We start from the raw sequence: 16,619 nt of genomic DNA, 5'->3' as shown, positions 1-16,619 counted from the left end.
ACGAGCGAAGTGAAAGATCACAAAGGCGACGCACAGAAGAGCGACCGCGCCGAACACGTGAGGCCCGAAGGGCCAAATCCTATCCTTACCATCCATGCGAGCCGCCTCTCGCCACACACTCGACGCGTGGCCTACCTATAGCACGCCTGCCGACATCGATGGTTAACGTCAGCCACGGGTCCATTGGCGTCGATTTGATCGCGCCGCCACCATGTCCGGTCTGACCTCAACGGCTGACTCTTCGGGTTACGGTGACAGTGCTGTCACCGTAATCTTGGAGTTCGCCAAGGGCTGTTATCGGGCTTCGGATATCGGGCTGCCGGCATCTTGGCAAAGGGCCAGAAGCCGACTGACCGCTCACCAGCCCGGCTGAGCCGGTGGACTGGCCCAATCGGATCGCAGGTTGTTCGGGTTATTCCGATCGAATAAGTCCTGCCTAATAACGCCGCTCGGGCGAGAATCAATTGAGGGTGGGATTCGGCGAGGCTCGTGGCTTGGTGCGATTACGAGCCCGGGACGTGCGGCGCAATTAGCGGGATAGCCAACGTAGTGGCAGTAGACTGCGGCGCTTCCCGGTCCAGTGCTTCCAGCCAAAAACCCAATTGTCAGCAACGCCGACAGCGCGATTGGTCGCTCCATTTTTTGCCTCCCGTGGCCAACTCAATCCCGCAGCCAACTTACGAACAGCATGATCGCAAAATAAGTGTGCCGCTATACAAAATTGCAAGGTTTTGGCGGCGAGTGTCCGCTTCGGGGCCAGAAGCTGACGTAAGTGATTTTCGATCACACGGAGACGCTTCAGCGAAAGCCTGCGGCGAGATCAACCACTTGGTCGTCGAGGCCCTTGAATCCATGATAAGCGTCTGCGTAGCAGGGATTACCTTGGTTGACGCCGCCCAAGAGCCAACTCACCCGCGCGCGGCCGCTCGCCCATTTGATGAAGGGATCGACGCCAGAAGGCCGCGTTAGATTGCAGCCGTCATAGCGGTGATGAATCACAAGCGTGGGCGGCAGTGCCGACGGCGAGCCGAGGATTGATTCAACATTCCTCGAGGCCGGCCCCGACTCCGGACTGAGGATACCCGAGGTCAATACCAGCGCGTCCGGCCTCGCGCCACGCGCAATCCCCTCTGCAGCGCGCCACGTGCCGGCGCTGGTGGCTATCACCGTCACGGGCCGCTTGATCTCCGCCATATAGTCGACAGCACTCTTTAGGTTTGTCCCAACATCGACGACCAGTACCGCGAGCCCACGCGCGACGTAGGCATCGCGGGTGCGGACCAGCTGGTTGCCGTTCAGGCCGTGGATGTCGCCGTGGTCGCCGGCTAAGATCGCACCATCGCTCCCGGGCATCAGGATCACGCTCGCTCGCGGTGAATACGGCATAATCAGCACCGCGCGAGACCCTGCGATGGTGACGGTCTCGGCGGCAAACGCGGGGGCATTAGGGAGGATAGCGATGAGACCGAAAAAGGCTGCACAAATGCGCTTCATCATACGTCCGATGAATTGGGGTCGAAGCGACGTATTGTACGCCAGGACTCGGGATCACGCACCAAGACACCGGCTCGGTCAGCGGCCCTCCCATTAGTCGAAGAATCGTATCGTGTCCAAGCCCGGCGATGCCCGCTAGATCACAAGCGGACAAATCGGCAGACGTCTCGGAAGGTCGGCTAAGGGTCAAAACGCGAAGAACTCAGGTAGAGCAAATCTGGTCCGCTCTGGGCTCAACGAGCGGACTTCTGACCGCCGAGGCGCAACTTCGCAGATGGGGCAAAAACGGACTTCGCGGTACCGAGCTTAACAATGGCTCAAGCGAGGGACGTCTGCAGTCCTCAACTTACGCTATGGATGGACTGACATAACCTGCTACGTTGTCCCTGTTACGAAGACGGGGCGAGGTAAAATGGGCACACGAGCCGGAGCATGTCTTCGTTTAGCAGTATTGGTTACGTGCGTTTGCACCAACGCCGTCACCATGGCACAAGAGTTGGTCAGGTTCGACAGTGCTCCAGTCCGCCTTGGCCAGCTCCAGCAGCGCTTGGCGCGCGAGCGCGGCGAAGCGCCGAAGGCGGGGGATACGATCGAGGGCTACCTCGCGAAACCTGAGGGCGACGGCCCATTCGCAGCCATTGTGTATCTCCATGGATGCGATGGACTTTCGAAAGATGCCCCAAAGTTCATCGCTCAATTCGTGACCGGTTTGGGGTATGTGTCACTTGCAGTCGATAGCTTTGCGACCCGTGGCATCAAGGACGCCTGCACCAAACCGATGCCTGCCCTGATGCTTGCCCGCCAAGGTGATGCCTTAGGCGCTCTATCCTATCTTTCCAAACTTCCTTTTGTCGATCCTCAACGTATCGCTGTCCTGGGAGGATCGATGGGTGCAATGGTTGCGCTGCAATTAGCGTCGACCCACCACGTGGAAACATTCGACGCTCCTCGGGATCTGAAGTTCAAGGCCGCGGTGGCCTATTATCCGCTGTGCGGCGTTGCTTCCGAGGAACTCATCGTTCCCACATTAATCCTGATCGGCGAACTCGACGACTGGACGCCTGCGAGGGACTGCGAACTTTGGATGAAGAGGCGGGCCGACAGGGGTGCACCCGTTAAGCTGGTCGTCTATCCCGGTGCCTATCACGCCTTTAGCGTCCCGGCTTTCGCTGACGGCAGGGAAATGCACGGGCACTGGCTCAAGTACGATGCGGAAGCGGCCAGGAAGGCAGTCCAGGAGATGCAGAGTTTCCTCTCTGCTCAATTTTCCCGTTGAGTGACAGCGAAGCGAATGCCCCCATACGCGGCTTAGAGCAGCTTCCGCTTTGGGGTCATTTGCCGATATCGCGGGAGCGGACGAACCACGCCAATCGCTCAGCTGCAGCCGGTCGCCTTGATGACACGGCGGACATTGCATTAATTGCATCGTTTTCGCTTGGTCGATCGACGCGGGCGCCAACTCAACTACGTGGCGCCCCATAGGTCGGCGGCGGCGCCTGCACGGTCGGCGCAGCGGCAGCGAACAGCTCGTCCCTGCTCCCCGTCAACGGCGGATAGATCCGCTTGCGATTGATCGTCTCCTTCGTCGCTTTCGCGGCTGCACCTGTCGCCCGCACCTCGCGGTCCCACCCCTCCGTATAGAGCGCACCCCAGCCGCCGAGATCGAGCACGGTGACGTACCAGTCGATCCGCAGCGGCAGCATCGGCTGGCCGACGAGATCGGCGACGACGTTGTGGCCGGCGAAGCGGCCCATGGGGCGCGCGAACTGGCAGGACATCACGGTCGGATGCAGGCCGTCGACCACGCTGGAGGCGACGTCGCCAGCCGCGAAGACGCCGGGCAGATCGGCCACGCGCATGAAGGGATCGACGAGAAGGCGCCCGAGATGATCGCGCGCGCCCGGAAAGTTTTCGGTCAGCCGGCTCGCGCGCATCCCGGCGCACCAGATCACGGTCTGCGTCGGGATGAACTCGCCCGAGCTCAGGTGCATGCCAGCCGCCTCGACCGAGACCACGCGCCCGCCGAGCCGCGTCTCGACGTCGAGCGAGGCCAACGCCGTTGCGATCACGGGGCGCGCATGCGCGCCGATGGTGGCGCCAACAAATGGATTGGGATCGACCAGGATGATACGCCGGCTGCCGGTGATGCCGGCACGCGCCAAGCGGTTCGGCATCTCGGCCGCGACCTCGATGCCGGTGAAGCCGGCGCCGACCACGACGACCGTCGAACGCCCCGGCGACGGCGCGCTATGTCCGAGCGAGGTCAGGTGATCCTCGAGGCGGAGCGCAGCCGCATAGGTATCGACATCGAATGCGTGTTCGGCGAGGCCTGGAATATCCGGCCGCATCACCTCGCTGCCGAGCGCCAGCACGAGACGGTCGTAGGACAGCATCTCATCGCCGCTGCTGGTGACCAGCGATATCTGCCGTCGCACCGGATCAATGGTCTCGACCTCGCCGATGCCGTGCGTGACGCCGATCGGATCGAGCAGTTGCGGCAGCGGAAGCGCGACCTCGCTGAGATCGGCCTCGTAATTGCGCACGCGGATGTTGTGATAGGGATTGCGATCGACGAGGCGGATCTCGATGTCGCTGTTCGCACCGATCTCGTCACGCTTGCGCGCGGCACCGATGGCCGCCCACAGGCCTGCAAACCCGGCGCCGAGCACGACGATACGCGCCATGTCCGTTGACTTCGCTGTTCGAGGCAATCCGGTGATCCGCCCTGCGCGGACAGATATAACTCATTCGCCTGGATCGACCAACTGCGGCGGCGGCGCGCCGCTGCACAAAACCGGGACTCAGGCCTCGCGCAGCTCCGACGGCGTCGCACCAAAGCGCTTGCGGAAGGCGCGGTTGAAATAGGACAAATCGGAAAAACCGGAGGAATGCGCGATGTCGCTGATCTTGCGCGTCCTCGCGCGGGGATCGCCGAGCAGCTTGCGCGCCAGCAGCAGGCGCTGCTCCAGCACGAATTCGGTGAAGGTGGTGCCGGCCTGCTCGAACAGACGTTGCGCCTGGCGCGGGCTCAGGCCCGAGCGCGTCGCGACTTCGGACAGGCAGAGATCGTTGCGGCCGAGCGCGGCCATCACGTCGGCGCGCATGAGATCGAGGCGAGCCGCCGCATGTCCGCGGCCGCGCGCCAGACTGGCATGCTCGGCATCGGTGCCGAGCAGCAGGCCGACGAGATCGACCATGTGCTGTGCGGTGAGGCGTTGGCCGACGGCATCGAGATGCGGCCCGTGATTGGCGGCAAGCGCGTGGTAGCGGAAAATGGTCTCGGCCACCGCACCGTCCGAGAGCACTTGCGAGAGCTTCTCCTCGGCGCGCGGATTGATGTCGAGCAGCGCGCGGCGCGGCATGCGGATGGTGGTGAAGCGGTCGTCGTCGGTGTGGCCGACGGTGCCGGTGACGCCCATGTCGACGAGCACCATCTGCGCCGGCGCGAGCTCGACGGTGTGGCCGTTCTGTCCGACGCGGACGAGACCCGCATGCGCCGATATCAGCACGAGATCGTCGCTGCCGTCGGCCAGGTTGCTCTGCGTGCGTGAGTATTGCGCCGACGCGCCTTCCGGGATGGCGAGCGCGATATTGTCGACCACGCTGATCTGGAGCCGGCAATCGATGCTGTCGCCATGGCTCGGCCCGATGTCGAGACCGCAGGACCCGAAGGCCCGCTCGCGCCAATGTTCGAAGGCCGGACCGTGCGGCAGGCCCGCATATTGGTGGACGAAGATGCCCGGCGTCTTTGCTGCATCCATTTGATTTCCAAGCCCCTCTCCGGCGCCATGATCGTCGGCGCCGACTGCAAATTCCGGGCATTTGACGCCGCGGAATGGACAGAGGTTCAAATTGAGGGCGGATTCAGCGGGATTTGTCGGATTGCGACGGCGGGATGGACCATGGCGACAGTTTTGCGGCCTTGTAGCCCGCATAAGCGAAGCGACATGCGGGGAACACTGTCCCCGGATATCGCTTCGCTCATCCGGGCTACGGAACGGCAGCAGCACCTACTTCTTCGCCGGAACCTGCGGCTGCGACGGCGGCACGGTCTCGATCAGCTTGCCGGAAAACACCGGCGCGGAGGTCGGCTGGCCGCTGGGCGAGCCGCCGGCCTGCTCGACCGTGACGGCGTAGGTGGCGCCGTTGACGAGCTCGGCATCGTAGCCGCCGAGCACCGGACGCGCGGTGAATTCGCCGGCGCCGATCACGCCGAGCGAGCGCGGGCGCGGCAGCTTGTCGGAGATCAGCCAGAGCTCAAAGCTCTTGCCGGGCTCCGGCGTCGCGCCGACCTTGCGCACCGTGAAATTCCTGGTCGCACCGTCGATCGTGAGAATGAAGGCCGGACCGCCGCCCGGCCCCTGCAGCAGCGCGACATATTGCGACGACGCGGTCAGCGGCGCGGCCGGCGTCTTGACCTCGACCGTCTGGATGCGCGGCGCGGGACGGAGCGCGCCCGGCAGCCTGTCGGGCTGGAATATCTGCAGCGACAGCGTCACCAGCAGCGCGGCCGCGAGCGCGCCGACAGCGGATGCGATCGTGCGCCAGCGCTTCACGCGGCTCTCGAGCCGGATGACGCTGCTGTTGTCGGCGACCGGCGGGGGCGGCGCGCGCACGATCTCGGGATCGGGCGCATGGACCTGCGGCATATAGATCGGCACGACCTCAGGCCGCGCGTCGGAGGCCGGCGGCACCGTTTCAGGCTGCGCGGCGTTAGGAGGCTCAACTGCGGGAGGCTGCGGCTCGGCTTGCCTGGTATCCTCCGGCGGCAATTCAGGCGGCGCGGTATCGAGCGGGGAAAACTCCGGCACGGGCGGAGGCGGTGGCGGCGGCGACGCTTCCGGCAGCGCAGGCGACCCTTGCGCAAAATTCGTCCGCGCGAGTTCCGCGCGGATGTTCTCCCACACGATCGGACGCGGCTCGATGGTGCCGACCATCTGGTTGAGGACGCCGAGCCGGTAGGCCCAGGCCCGCACGACATCGGCAAACCCAGGGTCCACCGCCATCATGGTCTCGACCTGCGCGCGCTCGTCGGCGTCGAGCGTACCGAGCGCATATTCCGCGGCGAGCGCGATATGATCCTCCGTGTAGGCCATCACATGCAGTCCAGAACCACCCTCACATCATCCTCACAATCCGAGGCACTCGCGAATATCCAGCATGCTGCGCCGCAGCCACGTCTTCACCGTGTTGACGGGCGCGGCGAATTTCTCCGCCAATTGCTCGCGGCTCCAGCCGTTGTAATAGGCGAGAAGCACGAGCCTCTGACGGTCCGGCGCGAGCCGGCCGATACATTCCAGGAGCCGCTTCAGCTCCTCGGTCATCTCCCGGCGCGCCAGCGGATCGGGACTGTCGGCCGCGACCTCCATCGCCCGAGGCTCTTCCTCGATGGAGACTTCCGACTTCTTGCGCACGATGTCGATCGCACGGTTGCGCGCGATCGACGCCATCCATGTGATCGGCGACGACAAGGCCGGATTGAACTGGCCTGCGCTGTTCCAGATCTTGACGTAGGTCTCCTGAATGACCTCCTCTGCGAGATCCTGCCGGCGCAAGATACGGAGCACGACGCCATAGAGTTTCGCGCGCGTGGCGACGTAGAGGCGCTCGAACGCGGCCTGATCGCCCTTGGCGACCGCCTCAATCAGCCCGACCAGCTCGGCTGGCGTCAGCATTCAGCCCCCCAACACGCGGGCCTCGACGCTTTGCGCGCTGGCCCCGGCACTCGACTACCATAGCGCGCGGCAGCGCCGACCACCAAGGGGCGCGGCGCCGCGCTGTGGACAGCACATACGAAAACCCGGACCTTGCGGGTCCGGGTTCTGCAAATTCGCGTTGGGTCTGGCGGCTGAAGCCGCTAGGCGACGGCGCCGATGCGGGCGCGCATCAGGCCGATGCTGTCGAGGTCGGCCTGCTCGCGGGCGTTCTCTTCGGCGCGTTCGCGGGCCTGGTCGCGCTCGTCGAGGAGCTCGACCTTCTTCAGCTCCTCGAAGGCCTCGGCCAGCGCGGCCTTGGCTTCGTCGAGCTGGCCCTTGAGCTCGTCGGCCGAGCGGGTCAGGTTCTCGCGGCGCTGGATCGCGGCCTTGGCATAGGTCGGATAGGCAAAGTGCGAGGGATCGTTGATCCCGGCGCGCTCCTGCTCGGTCGTGATCTCGCGCTCGAGATCGGTCGACATCCGCTGGAAGTCGGCGATCATGGTCTCGATCTGGGTGACCCGGCGGCGCTTCTCGTCGACCTGAAATTTCTTCAGGCGGATGAGGGTGTCTCGTGACTTCATCGACTCATACTCCCCAGAAGTCCCTTGGCTGCACGTGGGACGTCACCGGTCTCCCCACAGGCCCGACGGGGGCCAAGACCGGCTCTGCTACTCTGTGGGATCGGATGATGACGGGACAAAGTTAGCGTTCCGTTTCCAAATTACCGAGGATTTGCGCCAACTGGCGGTAACCGTCCGCCAGTGAGGCATTTTCGTCCTTGCGCTGCCGCAAGAACGCTTCCAGCGGCTCGTGCAGGCGGATCGCCTCGTCGACCTCGGGGCTGGAGCCGGCCCGGTAGGCGCCGAGCCGGATCAATTCCTCCATGTCGGCATAGGTCGCCATCACCTGGCGCGCCCGCTGGATGGTCGGCCAGAACTGCGGATCGGCCGATTTCGGCATGGTGCGGGAGACGGATTTGAGGATGTTGATGGCGGGATAGCGGCCGCGCTCGGCGATCGAGCGCTGCATCACGATGTGGCCGTCGAGGATGCCGCGGACCGCGTCCGCGATCGGCTCGTTGTGATCGTCGCCGTCGACCAGCACCGTGAAGATCGCGGTGATCGCGCCCTCGCCCAGGCCCGGTCCGGCCCGCTCGAGCAGCTTCGGCAGCTCGGTGAAGACGGTCGGCGTATAGCCCTTGGCGGTCGGCGGCTCGCCGGCGGAGAGGCCGATCTCGCGCTGGGCCATGGCAAAGCGCGTCACCGAGTCCATCAGGCAGAGGACGTCCTTGTCCTCGTCGCGAAAATACTCGGCGACCGCGAGCGTGAGATACGCCGCCTGGCGGCGCATCAGCGCCGGCTCGTCGGAGGTTGCGACCACGACGACGGAGCGCGCCAGCCCCTCCTCGCCGAGATCATCCTGCAGGAACTCCTGCACCTCGCGGCCGCGTTCGCCGATCAGCCCGATGACGCTGACGGCCGCATCGACGTTGCGCGCCAGCATCGACAGCAGCACCGACTTGCCGACGCCGGACCCCGCGAAGATGCCCATGCGCTGGCCGCGGCAGCAGGTGAGGAAGGTGTTCATCGCGCGCACGCCGAGATCGAGCGGCGCGCCTACGCGCTTGCGCGAATGCGCCGGCGGCGGCGTGTTGCGATACGGCATCGGCGCCGGTCCCTGCGGCAGCGGCCCCTTGCCGTCGATCGGCTCACCGAGCGCGTTGATGACGCGGCCGAGCCAGGCCGACGACGGCCGCACTTGATTGGCGGCATTGGCGATCACCGCCTTGCAGCCGCGGCGCACGCCATCGAGCCCGGCGAACGGCATCACGACGGCATTGTTGCCGGAGAAGCCGATCACCTCGCAGGGGATGGAGCGGTTCGCACCGGTCTCGATCACGAGCCGCGCGCCGACCGACATCGCGTGAATGGGGCCGGCCACTTCGACCATCAGGCCGCGCACGCCGACGACACGGCCATAGATATTGACGCCGTCGATATCGCCGATCTGTTCGGCAAGCGCCTTCATAAGGTGGTCGCCTTCGACATCCGGGCCTTCACGGTGAAACTCTTAAGTTTCGCCATATTTCTGAACGGCGCTTAACTTCGTGTTTACCCGCATCGTTAATCATTGCGTCACTGTCTTTGTGGCTGAGCGTGGCTCCCTTTCAGAAGAAGGCTGAGTCGCGGGAGTCGGTTAGGTCCGATTCTTAAAGTGGAACTTGAACGGAGCTGGGTGACGAAAGCTGCTTCTTGCGCAAGACCTTAGGGCGATTCGACAAAAATTGCACCGGGGGGACTTGCGTTCCAGAATCAGGATTTGTTAACCATCTGTTGTCAGGATCCGAATCAGTTGTTCAAAGGCGTTTTGTTGAGTGCCGCGAATGCGGCCGACCTGACGCCCAGGAGCGGCGACTATGGGGAACTGGCATGCGCGTTTTGCTGATTGAAGATGACAGCGCCGTCGCGCAGTCGATCGAGCTGATGCTGAAGTCTGAGAGCTTCAACGTCTACACGACCGATTTGGGGGAAGAAGGCGTCGATCTCGGTAAACTCTACGATTACGACATCATTCTTCTCGACCTTAACCTGCCCGACATGTCCGGTTACGACGTGCTCAAGCAGCTCCGGGTCTCCAAGATCAAGACACCGATTTTGATCCTCTCCGGCCTCGCCGGCATCGAGGATAAGGTCAAGGGTCTCGGCGTCGGCGCCGACGACTACATGACCAAGCCCTTCCACAAGGACGAGCTGGTGGCCCGCATCCACGCGATCGTGCGCCGCTCCAAGGGTCACGCCCAGTCGGTCATCCAGACCGGCGATCTCGTCGTCAACCTCGACACCAAGACGGTGGAAGTCGGCGGCCAGCGCGTGCATCTGACCGGCAAGGAATACCAGATGCTGGAGCTGCTCTCGCTCCGCAAGGGGACGACCCTCACCAAGGAAATGTTCCTCAACCACCTCTATGGCGGCATGGACGAGCCCGAGCTGAAGATCATCGACGTCTTCATCTGCAAGCTCCGCAAGAAGCTCGCCAACGCTTCCGAAGGCCGTAACTTCATCGAGACCGTGTGGGGCCGCGGCTACGTGCTGCGCGAGCCGCACGAGGCCGACGAGCGCATCCCCGCCTGATCCTCACGTTACGTCGCGAGCCCTGAGGGCTCGCTCCTCCCCAGCCTGGACCCCGCCGCAAATGGCGGGGTTTTATTTTTGGGGCACGCTTCATCCGAAGCTTAATGATTGAACCGCTACCCTCCCCCCGCCGACGAATGGTCGCTGCACGATGGGGGAACGATGATCCTGCAATCACTCGCCGGCCTGCCTGCCTTCCTGGTCTATTTCTGCACCGGCCTGATCGCGATCGTGGCCTATCTGCTGGTCTACACCCGCATCACCCCGCACAACGAGTTCCAGCTGATCCGCGACAACGAGCCGGCCGCGGCGATCGCGCTCGGGCTCAGCCTGCTCGGCTTCGTCGCGCCGCTGGTCAGCGCCATCGCGCATTCGGCCAATGTACTGGACTGCATGGTCTGGGCGATCATCGCGCTGATCGTGCAGATCATCGTGCTGTTCCTGGTCAGGGTCCCGGTGCCGAACCTGTCGGCGCGAATTGCCGCAGGTGAACTGGCGCCGGCGATCTGGCTCGGACTGTCCTCGCTCGCGGCGGGCCTCTTGAACGCCGCCTGCATGATCTACTGACCTGGTAGCTAAGTGATATGGCCAACAAGCCTCCCAGCAAGGAGTTCAGCAGGCGCCGGCCGCGCCTGCCGGCGGACCTGCCACTGCCGCCGAGGGAGCCGCCGGCGAAGCGCTCCGGCCATGTCGCGCTGCTGGTGATGGGCACGATCGCGGTCGGCACCACCGCCTACACGCTGATGCCGCGGCAGACCTGCGAGCCCACGCCCGGCGCCGTGCCGGGGCAGACGACCACGACGTGCACCAGTAGCGGCAGCAGTTCGTCGGGTGGCAGCGGCGGCTCGCACTCGTCGTCGCGATCGAGCTTCTACAGCAGCGATTCCTCGAGCCATTCCTCGTCGGGAACGTCGTCCGATTCAGGCTCCAGCAGCGTGAGCCGCGGCGGCTTCGGCTCGTTCGGTCACGGCTTCTCGGGCGGTGGTTGATCCATGCAACGCATCGTGTGTCCCGAGCGCGACGACTGGCGGCAGACCGCCGCGCAATGCGGCTTCGCCTTCCACACCATCGACGGCGAACGCTATTGGGACGAGAGCGCCTATTACGGCTTCACGCTCGACGAGATCGAGCGCGGCATCGAGACGCCGACCGGCGAGATCGACGCGATGTGCCTGGAGCTTGCCGGCCGCGTGATCAAAGACGAGCGCCATCTGCGGCGCCTGAAGATCCCGGAGACGTTCTGGAGCTTCATCGCCGAAAGCTGGCAGCGCGACGATCGCAGCCTCTATGGCCGGCTCGACCTGAAGTTCGACGGACAAGGCCCGGCCAAGCTGCTCGAATACAACGCGGACACGCCGACCTCGATCTTCGAGGCCGCGGTGTTTCAATGGACCTGGCTCGAACAGGCGATCGAACGCCGCATCATCCCGGCGCGGGCCGACCAGTTCAACTCGATCCACGAGCGGCTGATCGCGGCGTGGAAGGAGATTGCCAAAGGCCGCCATCTCCATCTCACCGGCACCACCGGCAACGAAGAGGACGCCGGCACGCTCGCCTATCTCGAGGACACCGCGCGGCAGGCAGGGCTCTCGACCCGGCTGCTCGACATCGAGGAGGTCGGCTGGCGCGACGAAGGTGGCGGCTTCGTCGATCTCGACAACAGCGACATCGCGCTCGCCTTCAAGCTCTATCCCTGGGAGTGGATGTTCCACGATGCCTTCGGCGCCAAGCTCGCGAGCGCGCCGACGCGCTGGATCGAGCCGCCGTGGAAGGCAGTGCTCTCCAACAAGGGCATCCTGCCGCTGCTCTGGGAGATGTTTCCGAACCATCCCAACCTGCTGCCGGCCTTCTTCGAGGACGATCCGCGTGCCGCTGAGCTCGGGACGTCCTATGTCCGCAAGCCGCTGCTGTCGCGCGAAGGCGCCAACGTCACGCTGGTCTCCGGCGGCATGCCGCTCGACGAGCAGGCGGGTCCCTATGGCGCGGAGGGTTTTGTACGGCAGGCACTGTCGCCGCTGCCGAACTTCTCGAGCTTCTATGTGGTGGTGGGAAGTTGGCTGGTGAACCACGAGCCCTGCGGCCTGTCGATCCGCGAGGACGAAAGCCCGATCACGGGCAACCGCTCGCGGTTTCTGCCGCATGCGATTTTGTGAAGTGCGCTCGCGGCCTCGTCGGAAAGGACGCGAGCGCGTAGGTTCGCGCGCTTGAGTTACGGGGTCTTGACGATCAACCTGCCGTCGAACAGGCCTGCGCCCTTGAATCCGCTTTGCATGCTTTCGAAGCCGCCCGTGCCCGTCGCGTTGGCGTACGCCCCGGTGCCCGACAGGATGGTATATTCGCCCTTTGCCTTACCGTCCTTGACCACGCCGGCGTAGCGCGCCGTGATCGAGGACCCGTCGTCGAACGTGTAGGTGCTGTAGCCGAACATGGGTCCTGAGCCCTTGAGCATGTCGGAGGAGTTGACGAAGTCCTTCACGGCAATGCGGCCGTCCTTGAAAAAGGCAACGCCGAACATCTTGCCGGACATGACCGTCTGACCTTCGACGTTCGCAACCTCACTGACCTTAACGTCCATTGCTTTGGTGACGAGCTTGAATTCGAGCACCTGTTCGCCGGCGAGAGCCGTCGCGGGCAACGAAAGCGCAGCCAACAGGAAATAAGAGGCGCAAGACATTCGCATGGTATGTCCTCCTCAAAGCAGTTCATGTTGGAATGAAATCCCGTCTCAGTCTGGCGGGACGATCGGGAGCATAGCACGCTGCTCGGGTGCTGATGAGAGGCGCGATCGCATTGCATCGCGGTGCGAGCTCACCTCGCGCGCGGTAGCTGAGTAATCCGCGGTGGTGAAACGTCACGCACATTGACGGAGAAAGAATGCCATCAGGTGCTACCCGTCATCCGCACCAACAATGCTTTCTCGGATCGAGGGTCGCTCGGCTGATTACCTTGCCGCTGCGACCTTCAGCGGCTGCGGCATCAAGCCGCCCATCGGACGGCCGGAGCGCGCGGGATTGAGCTGATAGAGACCGCGACGATCGACGATCGGACGGAACGCATCGGTGATGCCGACGACGGATTCGGCGGCGCCGAGCAGCAGCGTACCGTCGGCTTCCAGGCACTTCGCCATGCGCTCGAAGATCACCGCCTTGGTGTCCTGATCGAAATAGATCAGCACGTTGCGGCAGAAGATCACGTCGAACGTGCCGAGATGCGAGAAGTCCTGCAGCAGGTTGAGCTGGCGGAACTGCACCATCGCACGAATATCGGCATTGAGCTGCCAGAGCTCGCCGGCTTGCGTGAAATACTTCATCAGGTGCTGGATCGGCAGGCCCCGCTGCACTTCGAACTGGCTGTAGATGCCGGCCCTGGATTTCTCCAGTACCTCCTGCGACAGATCCGTGGCGACGATCTCGATGCGCCAGCCGGCGAGAGCCGCGCCCATCTCCTTCACGCACATCGCGATCGAATAAGGCTCCTGCCCCGTCGAGGACGCCGCCGACCAGATGCGGAGCGACTTGCGCGCCGCGCGCGCCTGGATCAGGCCCGGCAGGATGGTCTCGCGCAGATGATCGAACGGAATCTTGTCGCGATAGAAGAACGTCTCGTTGGTGGTCATCGCTTCGACCACATCGGTCGCAAGCCGGCCGTCGCCGTTCCTGATCTTCAGCACGAGATCGGGAATGCCGGGAAGGCTTGCCTTGCGCGCGAGCGGCAGCAAGCGGCTTTCGACCAGGTACTGCTTGTCGGGAGAGAGATCGAGGCCCGAACGCTCTTTCAGGAACTTGCGCAGATAATCGTAATCCGCGGGTGTCACGAGCGGTCTCCCGCGAACAGGCGGTTGATCTTGGTGCCGATCTGGTTGAGCGGAAGGATCGCCGCGCAGATGCCGGCGTTGGCCGCGGCGCCCGGCATGCCCCAGACCACGCTGGAGGCTTCGTCCTGCGCGATCACGCTGCCGCCGGCGGCGACGATGTCCTTGCCGCCGCGCATGCCGTCCGAGCCCATGCCCGTCAGGATCACGGAGAGGATGCTGCCGTGCCAGATGTCGATGGCGGAGGTGAAGAGCGGATCGACCGCGGGCTTGCAGAAATTGACGGCGGGGCCGTCATCGAGCGCGATCGCCACGTCGGCGCCGCTGCGCGCGACACGCATGTGCTTGCCGCCTGGCGCAAGATAAATCCGTCCCGGCTTCACCGGCTCGCCGTCGATCGCCTCGGCCGCCGGGCGGCGGCTCGCGCGCGCCAGATGCTCGGCGAGAATGGTGGTGAAGGTCGGCGGCATGTGCTGGGTGATCAGCACCGGGTAGCGGTCGATGACAGGACCGAGCTCGGTGACGAGCGCCATCAGCGCCTGCGGGCCGCCGGTCGAGGAGCCGATCAGCAGCACCTTCGGCACCTGGGTCGAGAACGGACGCGTCGACAGCGCCCCCGACGACAGCGCATGCACGGCCGGGGCCGGTGCGGGCGCGGCAGGCCGCGCGACAGCCGGTGCACGGGCAGCCGGCGCAGCGGGGCTCGCAGGCGCGAGCGGCGGGCTCGCAACTGCCGCCCTTCGGCGCAGACGCGCGCCGAGATGACGGATCTTCTGGATCAGATCGTGATGGAAGATGTCCGCGGCCGAGGCCTCGCGCGTGGACTCCGGCTTCGGAATGTAGTCGGCCGCGCCGAGCGACAGCGCCTTGAAGCTGATCTCCGCGTTGCGGCGGGTCAGGGTCGAGGCCATGATGATGACGAGATCGCGCTTCTTCGCCAGCAATTGCGGCAGCGCCGAGATGCCGTCGAGCTCGGGCATTTCGATGTCGAGCACGGCAACGTCGGGATTGATGCGTTCGAGCTGGTTGACCGCTTCGAGCCCGGTGCGCAAGGAGGCCGCGACCTCCATGTCGTGCTCGGCACCGATCCAGCGCGAGATGAGGCCGCGGATGACGACGGAGTCGTCAACGACCATCACCCGCAGCGGACCGGCTTCGCGCGACGTGCCCGTGGTCGAATTCCCTGCGAACGCAACACTCATTACTCACCAACTCAGACTGAAACGGTTCAGTTGAAAACAAAACGCCGAAGGAGCCGTTCAGCCTCCGGAGTTCGCTCAGATAAGGCCGACTTCCTGGAACTTCGCCGTCACGATGTCCTTGTCGAACGGCTTCATGATGTACTCGTTGGCGCCGGCGTGCAGCGCACGCGCAATATGGGCCACGTCGTTCTCGGTGGTGCAGAACACCACCTTCGGCTGGTCGCCGCCGGGCATGCGCCGGAGATGGCCGAGAAATTCGTAGCCGTCCATCACGGGCATGTTCCAGTCGAGCAGCACCGCGTCGGGCAAGCCGCGCTTGCAGGCCTCGAGCGCCTTCTCACCGTCCTCGGCTTCGAGAATCTGGAAGTCGAGGCCCTCCAGGATCCGGCGCGCAACCTTGCGGATGACGCTGGAATCATCAACGACGAGACAAGTTCGCATGTGAACCTCTGCTTCCTCCCCCTTTGCGAGGGCACTTCCAATTGCAACTCTGCCGACGGCAATGCCGCCGGATCAGGCCGCCATCATCTCGGGCGCGAGCTCGAGCACGCGATCGACGTCGAGGACGACCATGAGCTGGCCGTCGAGACGGTGAACGCCGCCGGCGAGCTTGGCCATGCGGGGATCGAGGTTGACCGGGTTCTCTTCCATGCCGGCCTCGGGCAGGCGCAGCACCTCGCCGATCTGGTCGATCAGGAGGCCATAGGATTCGCCGCGCAGGTCGACACCGACCGCCATCGGGGTCTTGCCGTCCTCGGCCTTGGGCAGGCCGAGACGGGCGCGCATGTCGATCACGGTGACGATGCGGCCGCGCAGGTTCAGCACGCCCGCGATCTCGCGCGAGGACAGCGGAACGCGGGTGACGCGCTCGGGCATGAACACGTCCTGGACGCGGGAGATCGGCAGGCCGAACAGTTGGCCACCGATCATCGCGGTGACGTATTCGACCATGGTGCCTTCGGTGGACTGCATCTTGGTGCTCATAAGCGTATCTCCTGATCCCGCTGGTTACGCCGCTGCCCGGCTCAGCTCGGAGGCGCCGGCGGCACCCGCGGTCTGCTCCTTCAGCGCCGCGATCAGACCGGGACGGTCGAACTTGGCGACATAGTCGTGGAAGCCGGCCTGACGGCCGCGTTCGATCGCCGCCGGCGACACCAGCGCCGACAGGCCGATGATCGGCATCGAACCGAGATTGCTGTCGGAGCGGATGGTCTCGGCGAACTCGAACCCGTTCATGTCGGGCATCTCGATGTCGGTCAGGACCACGTCGAAGTTTTGCGCACGG

The 16,619-nt window shown here is 64.4% G+C and carries 18 protein-coding genes; 5 read left to right on the top strand and 13 right to left on the bottom strand.

The window, feature by feature from the left end:
* Positions 1-798: 798 nt before the first annotated feature.
* Positions 799-1,497, bottom strand: a complete 699-nt coding sequence (locus tag VGR99_RS07850; RefSeq protein ID WP_326897769.1) for an alpha/beta hydrolase — start codon at positions 1,495-1,497, stop codon at positions 799-801.
* A 481-nt stretch (positions 1,498-1,978) separates the two neighbouring features.
* Here VGR99_RS07850 and VGR99_RS07845 point away from each other — a divergent pair, with 481 nt between their 5' ends.
* On the top strand, positions 1,979-2,770 hold the full coding sequence (locus VGR99_RS07845; RefSeq protein ID WP_326897768.1) for a dienelactone hydrolase family protein: 792 nt from the start codon (positions 1,979-1,981) through the stop codon (positions 2,768-2,770).
* 184 nt (positions 2,771-2,954) lie between these two features.
* On the opposite strand, the gene VGR99_RS07840 is transcribed toward VGR99_RS07845, so the two are convergent.
* The 6 genes from VGR99_RS07840 to fliI form a co-directional block, all read right to left on the bottom strand.
* Positions 2,955-4,178 (bottom strand): NAD(P)/FAD-dependent oxidoreductase, encoded by a 1,224-nt coding sequence (locus tag VGR99_RS07840; protein ID WP_326897767.1) that lies wholly within the window; start codon positions 4,176-4,178, stop codon positions 2,955-2,957.
* 117 nt (positions 4,179-4,295) lie between these two features.
* Positions 4,296-5,255 carry an AraC family transcriptional regulator gene (locus tag VGR99_RS07835; protein WP_326897766.1) on the bottom strand — a complete coding sequence of 320 codons (960 nt, stop codon included), beginning with the start codon at positions 5,253-5,255 and terminating at the stop codon, positions 4,296-4,298.
* 249 nt (positions 5,256-5,504) lie between these two features.
* Complete coding sequence (locus tag VGR99_RS07830; protein ID WP_326897765.1) at positions 5,505-6,590, bottom strand: anti-sigma factor; 1,086 nt, start codon at positions 6,588-6,590, stop codon at positions 5,505-5,507.
* 33 nt (positions 6,591-6,623) lie between these two features.
* A complete protein-coding gene (locus VGR99_RS07825; RefSeq protein ID WP_326897764.1) occupies positions 6,624-7,169 on the bottom strand; it encodes a sigma-70 family RNA polymerase sigma factor in 546 nt (181 codons plus the stop codon).
* Between the two features lie 182 nt (positions 7,170-7,351).
* Positions 7,352-7,771 (bottom strand): flagellar export protein FliJ, encoded by a 420-nt coding sequence (fliJ, locus tag VGR99_RS07820; protein ID WP_008138882.1) that lies wholly within the window; start codon positions 7,769-7,771, stop codon positions 7,352-7,354.
* A gap of 121 nt (positions 7,772-7,892) precedes the next feature.
* A complete protein-coding gene (gene fliI, locus VGR99_RS07815) occupies positions 7,893-9,218 on the bottom strand; it encodes a flagellar protein export ATPase FliI (protein ID WP_326897763.1) in 1,326 nt (441 codons plus the stop codon).
* 401 nt (positions 9,219-9,619) lie between these two features.
* Between fliI and ctrA the strand changes: the two genes are divergently transcribed.
* The 4 genes from ctrA (at position 9,620) to VGR99_RS07795 (ending at position 12,474) form a co-directional block, all read left to right on the top strand.
* Positions 9,620-10,321 carry a response regulator transcription factor CtrA gene (gene ctrA, locus VGR99_RS07810; RefSeq protein WP_016848562.1) on the top strand — a complete coding sequence of 234 codons (702 nt, stop codon included), beginning with the start codon at positions 9,620-9,622 and terminating at the stop codon, positions 10,319-10,321.
* Between the two features lie 162 nt (positions 10,322-10,483).
* Positions 10,484-10,888 carry a DUF350 domain-containing protein gene (locus VGR99_RS07805; protein ID WP_326897762.1) on the top strand — a complete coding sequence of 135 codons (405 nt, stop codon included), beginning with the start codon at positions 10,484-10,486 and terminating at the stop codon, positions 10,886-10,888.
* A 17-nt stretch (positions 10,889-10,905) separates the two neighbouring features.
* Positions 10,906-11,310 (top strand): hypothetical protein, encoded by a 405-nt coding sequence (locus tag VGR99_RS07800; RefSeq protein WP_326897761.1) that lies wholly within the window; start codon positions 10,906-10,908, stop codon positions 11,308-11,310.
* Between the two features lie 3 nt (positions 11,311-11,313).
* Positions 11,314-12,474, top strand: a complete 1,161-nt coding sequence (locus tag VGR99_RS07795) for a glutathionylspermidine synthase family protein (protein WP_326897760.1) — start codon at positions 11,314-11,316, stop codon at positions 12,472-12,474.
* A 56-nt stretch (positions 12,475-12,530) separates the two neighbouring features.
* On the opposite strand, the gene VGR99_RS07790 is transcribed toward VGR99_RS07795, so the two are convergent.
* From VGR99_RS07790 to VGR99_RS07765, 6 genes are all read right to left on the bottom strand, one after another.
* Complete coding sequence (locus tag VGR99_RS07790) at positions 12,531-12,971, bottom strand: hypothetical protein (RefSeq protein WP_326897759.1); 441 nt, start codon at positions 12,969-12,971, stop codon at positions 12,531-12,533.
* Between the two features lie 291 nt (positions 12,972-13,262).
* Complete coding sequence (locus tag VGR99_RS07785; protein WP_326897758.1) at positions 13,263-14,135, bottom strand: protein-glutamate O-methyltransferase CheR; 873 nt, start codon at positions 14,133-14,135, stop codon at positions 13,263-13,265.
* Positions 14,132-15,334: a chemotaxis response regulator protein-glutamate methylesterase gene (locus tag VGR99_RS07780; protein ID WP_326897757.1), complete on the bottom strand. Its 1,203-nt coding sequence runs from the start codon at positions 15,332-15,334 to the stop codon at positions 14,132-14,134. The genes VGR99_RS07785 and VGR99_RS07780 overlap by 4 nt, the downstream gene beginning before the upstream one ends.
* A 75-nt stretch (positions 15,335-15,409) precedes the next feature.
* Positions 15,410-15,775, bottom strand: coding sequence for a response regulator (locus tag VGR99_RS07775; protein ID WP_007600538.1), 366 nt, complete (start codon positions 15,773-15,775; stop codon positions 15,410-15,412).
* 72 nt (positions 15,776-15,847) lie between these two features.
* Complete coding sequence (locus tag VGR99_RS07770) at positions 15,848-16,318, bottom strand: chemotaxis protein CheW (protein WP_326897754.1); 471 nt, start codon at positions 16,316-16,318, stop codon at positions 15,848-15,850.
* A 24-nt stretch (positions 16,319-16,342) separates the two neighbouring features.
* The coding region (locus VGR99_RS07765) for a response regulator (RefSeq protein WP_326896594.1) at positions 16,343-16,619 on the bottom strand (277 nt) is incomplete at its 5' end.

Source organism: Bradyrhizobium sp., from assembly GCF_035935975.1.
GTDB lineage: Bacteria > Pseudomonadota > Alphaproteobacteria > Rhizobiales > Xanthobacteraceae > Bradyrhizobium.
This window is presented reverse-complemented; position numbering and strand designations above follow the sequence as displayed.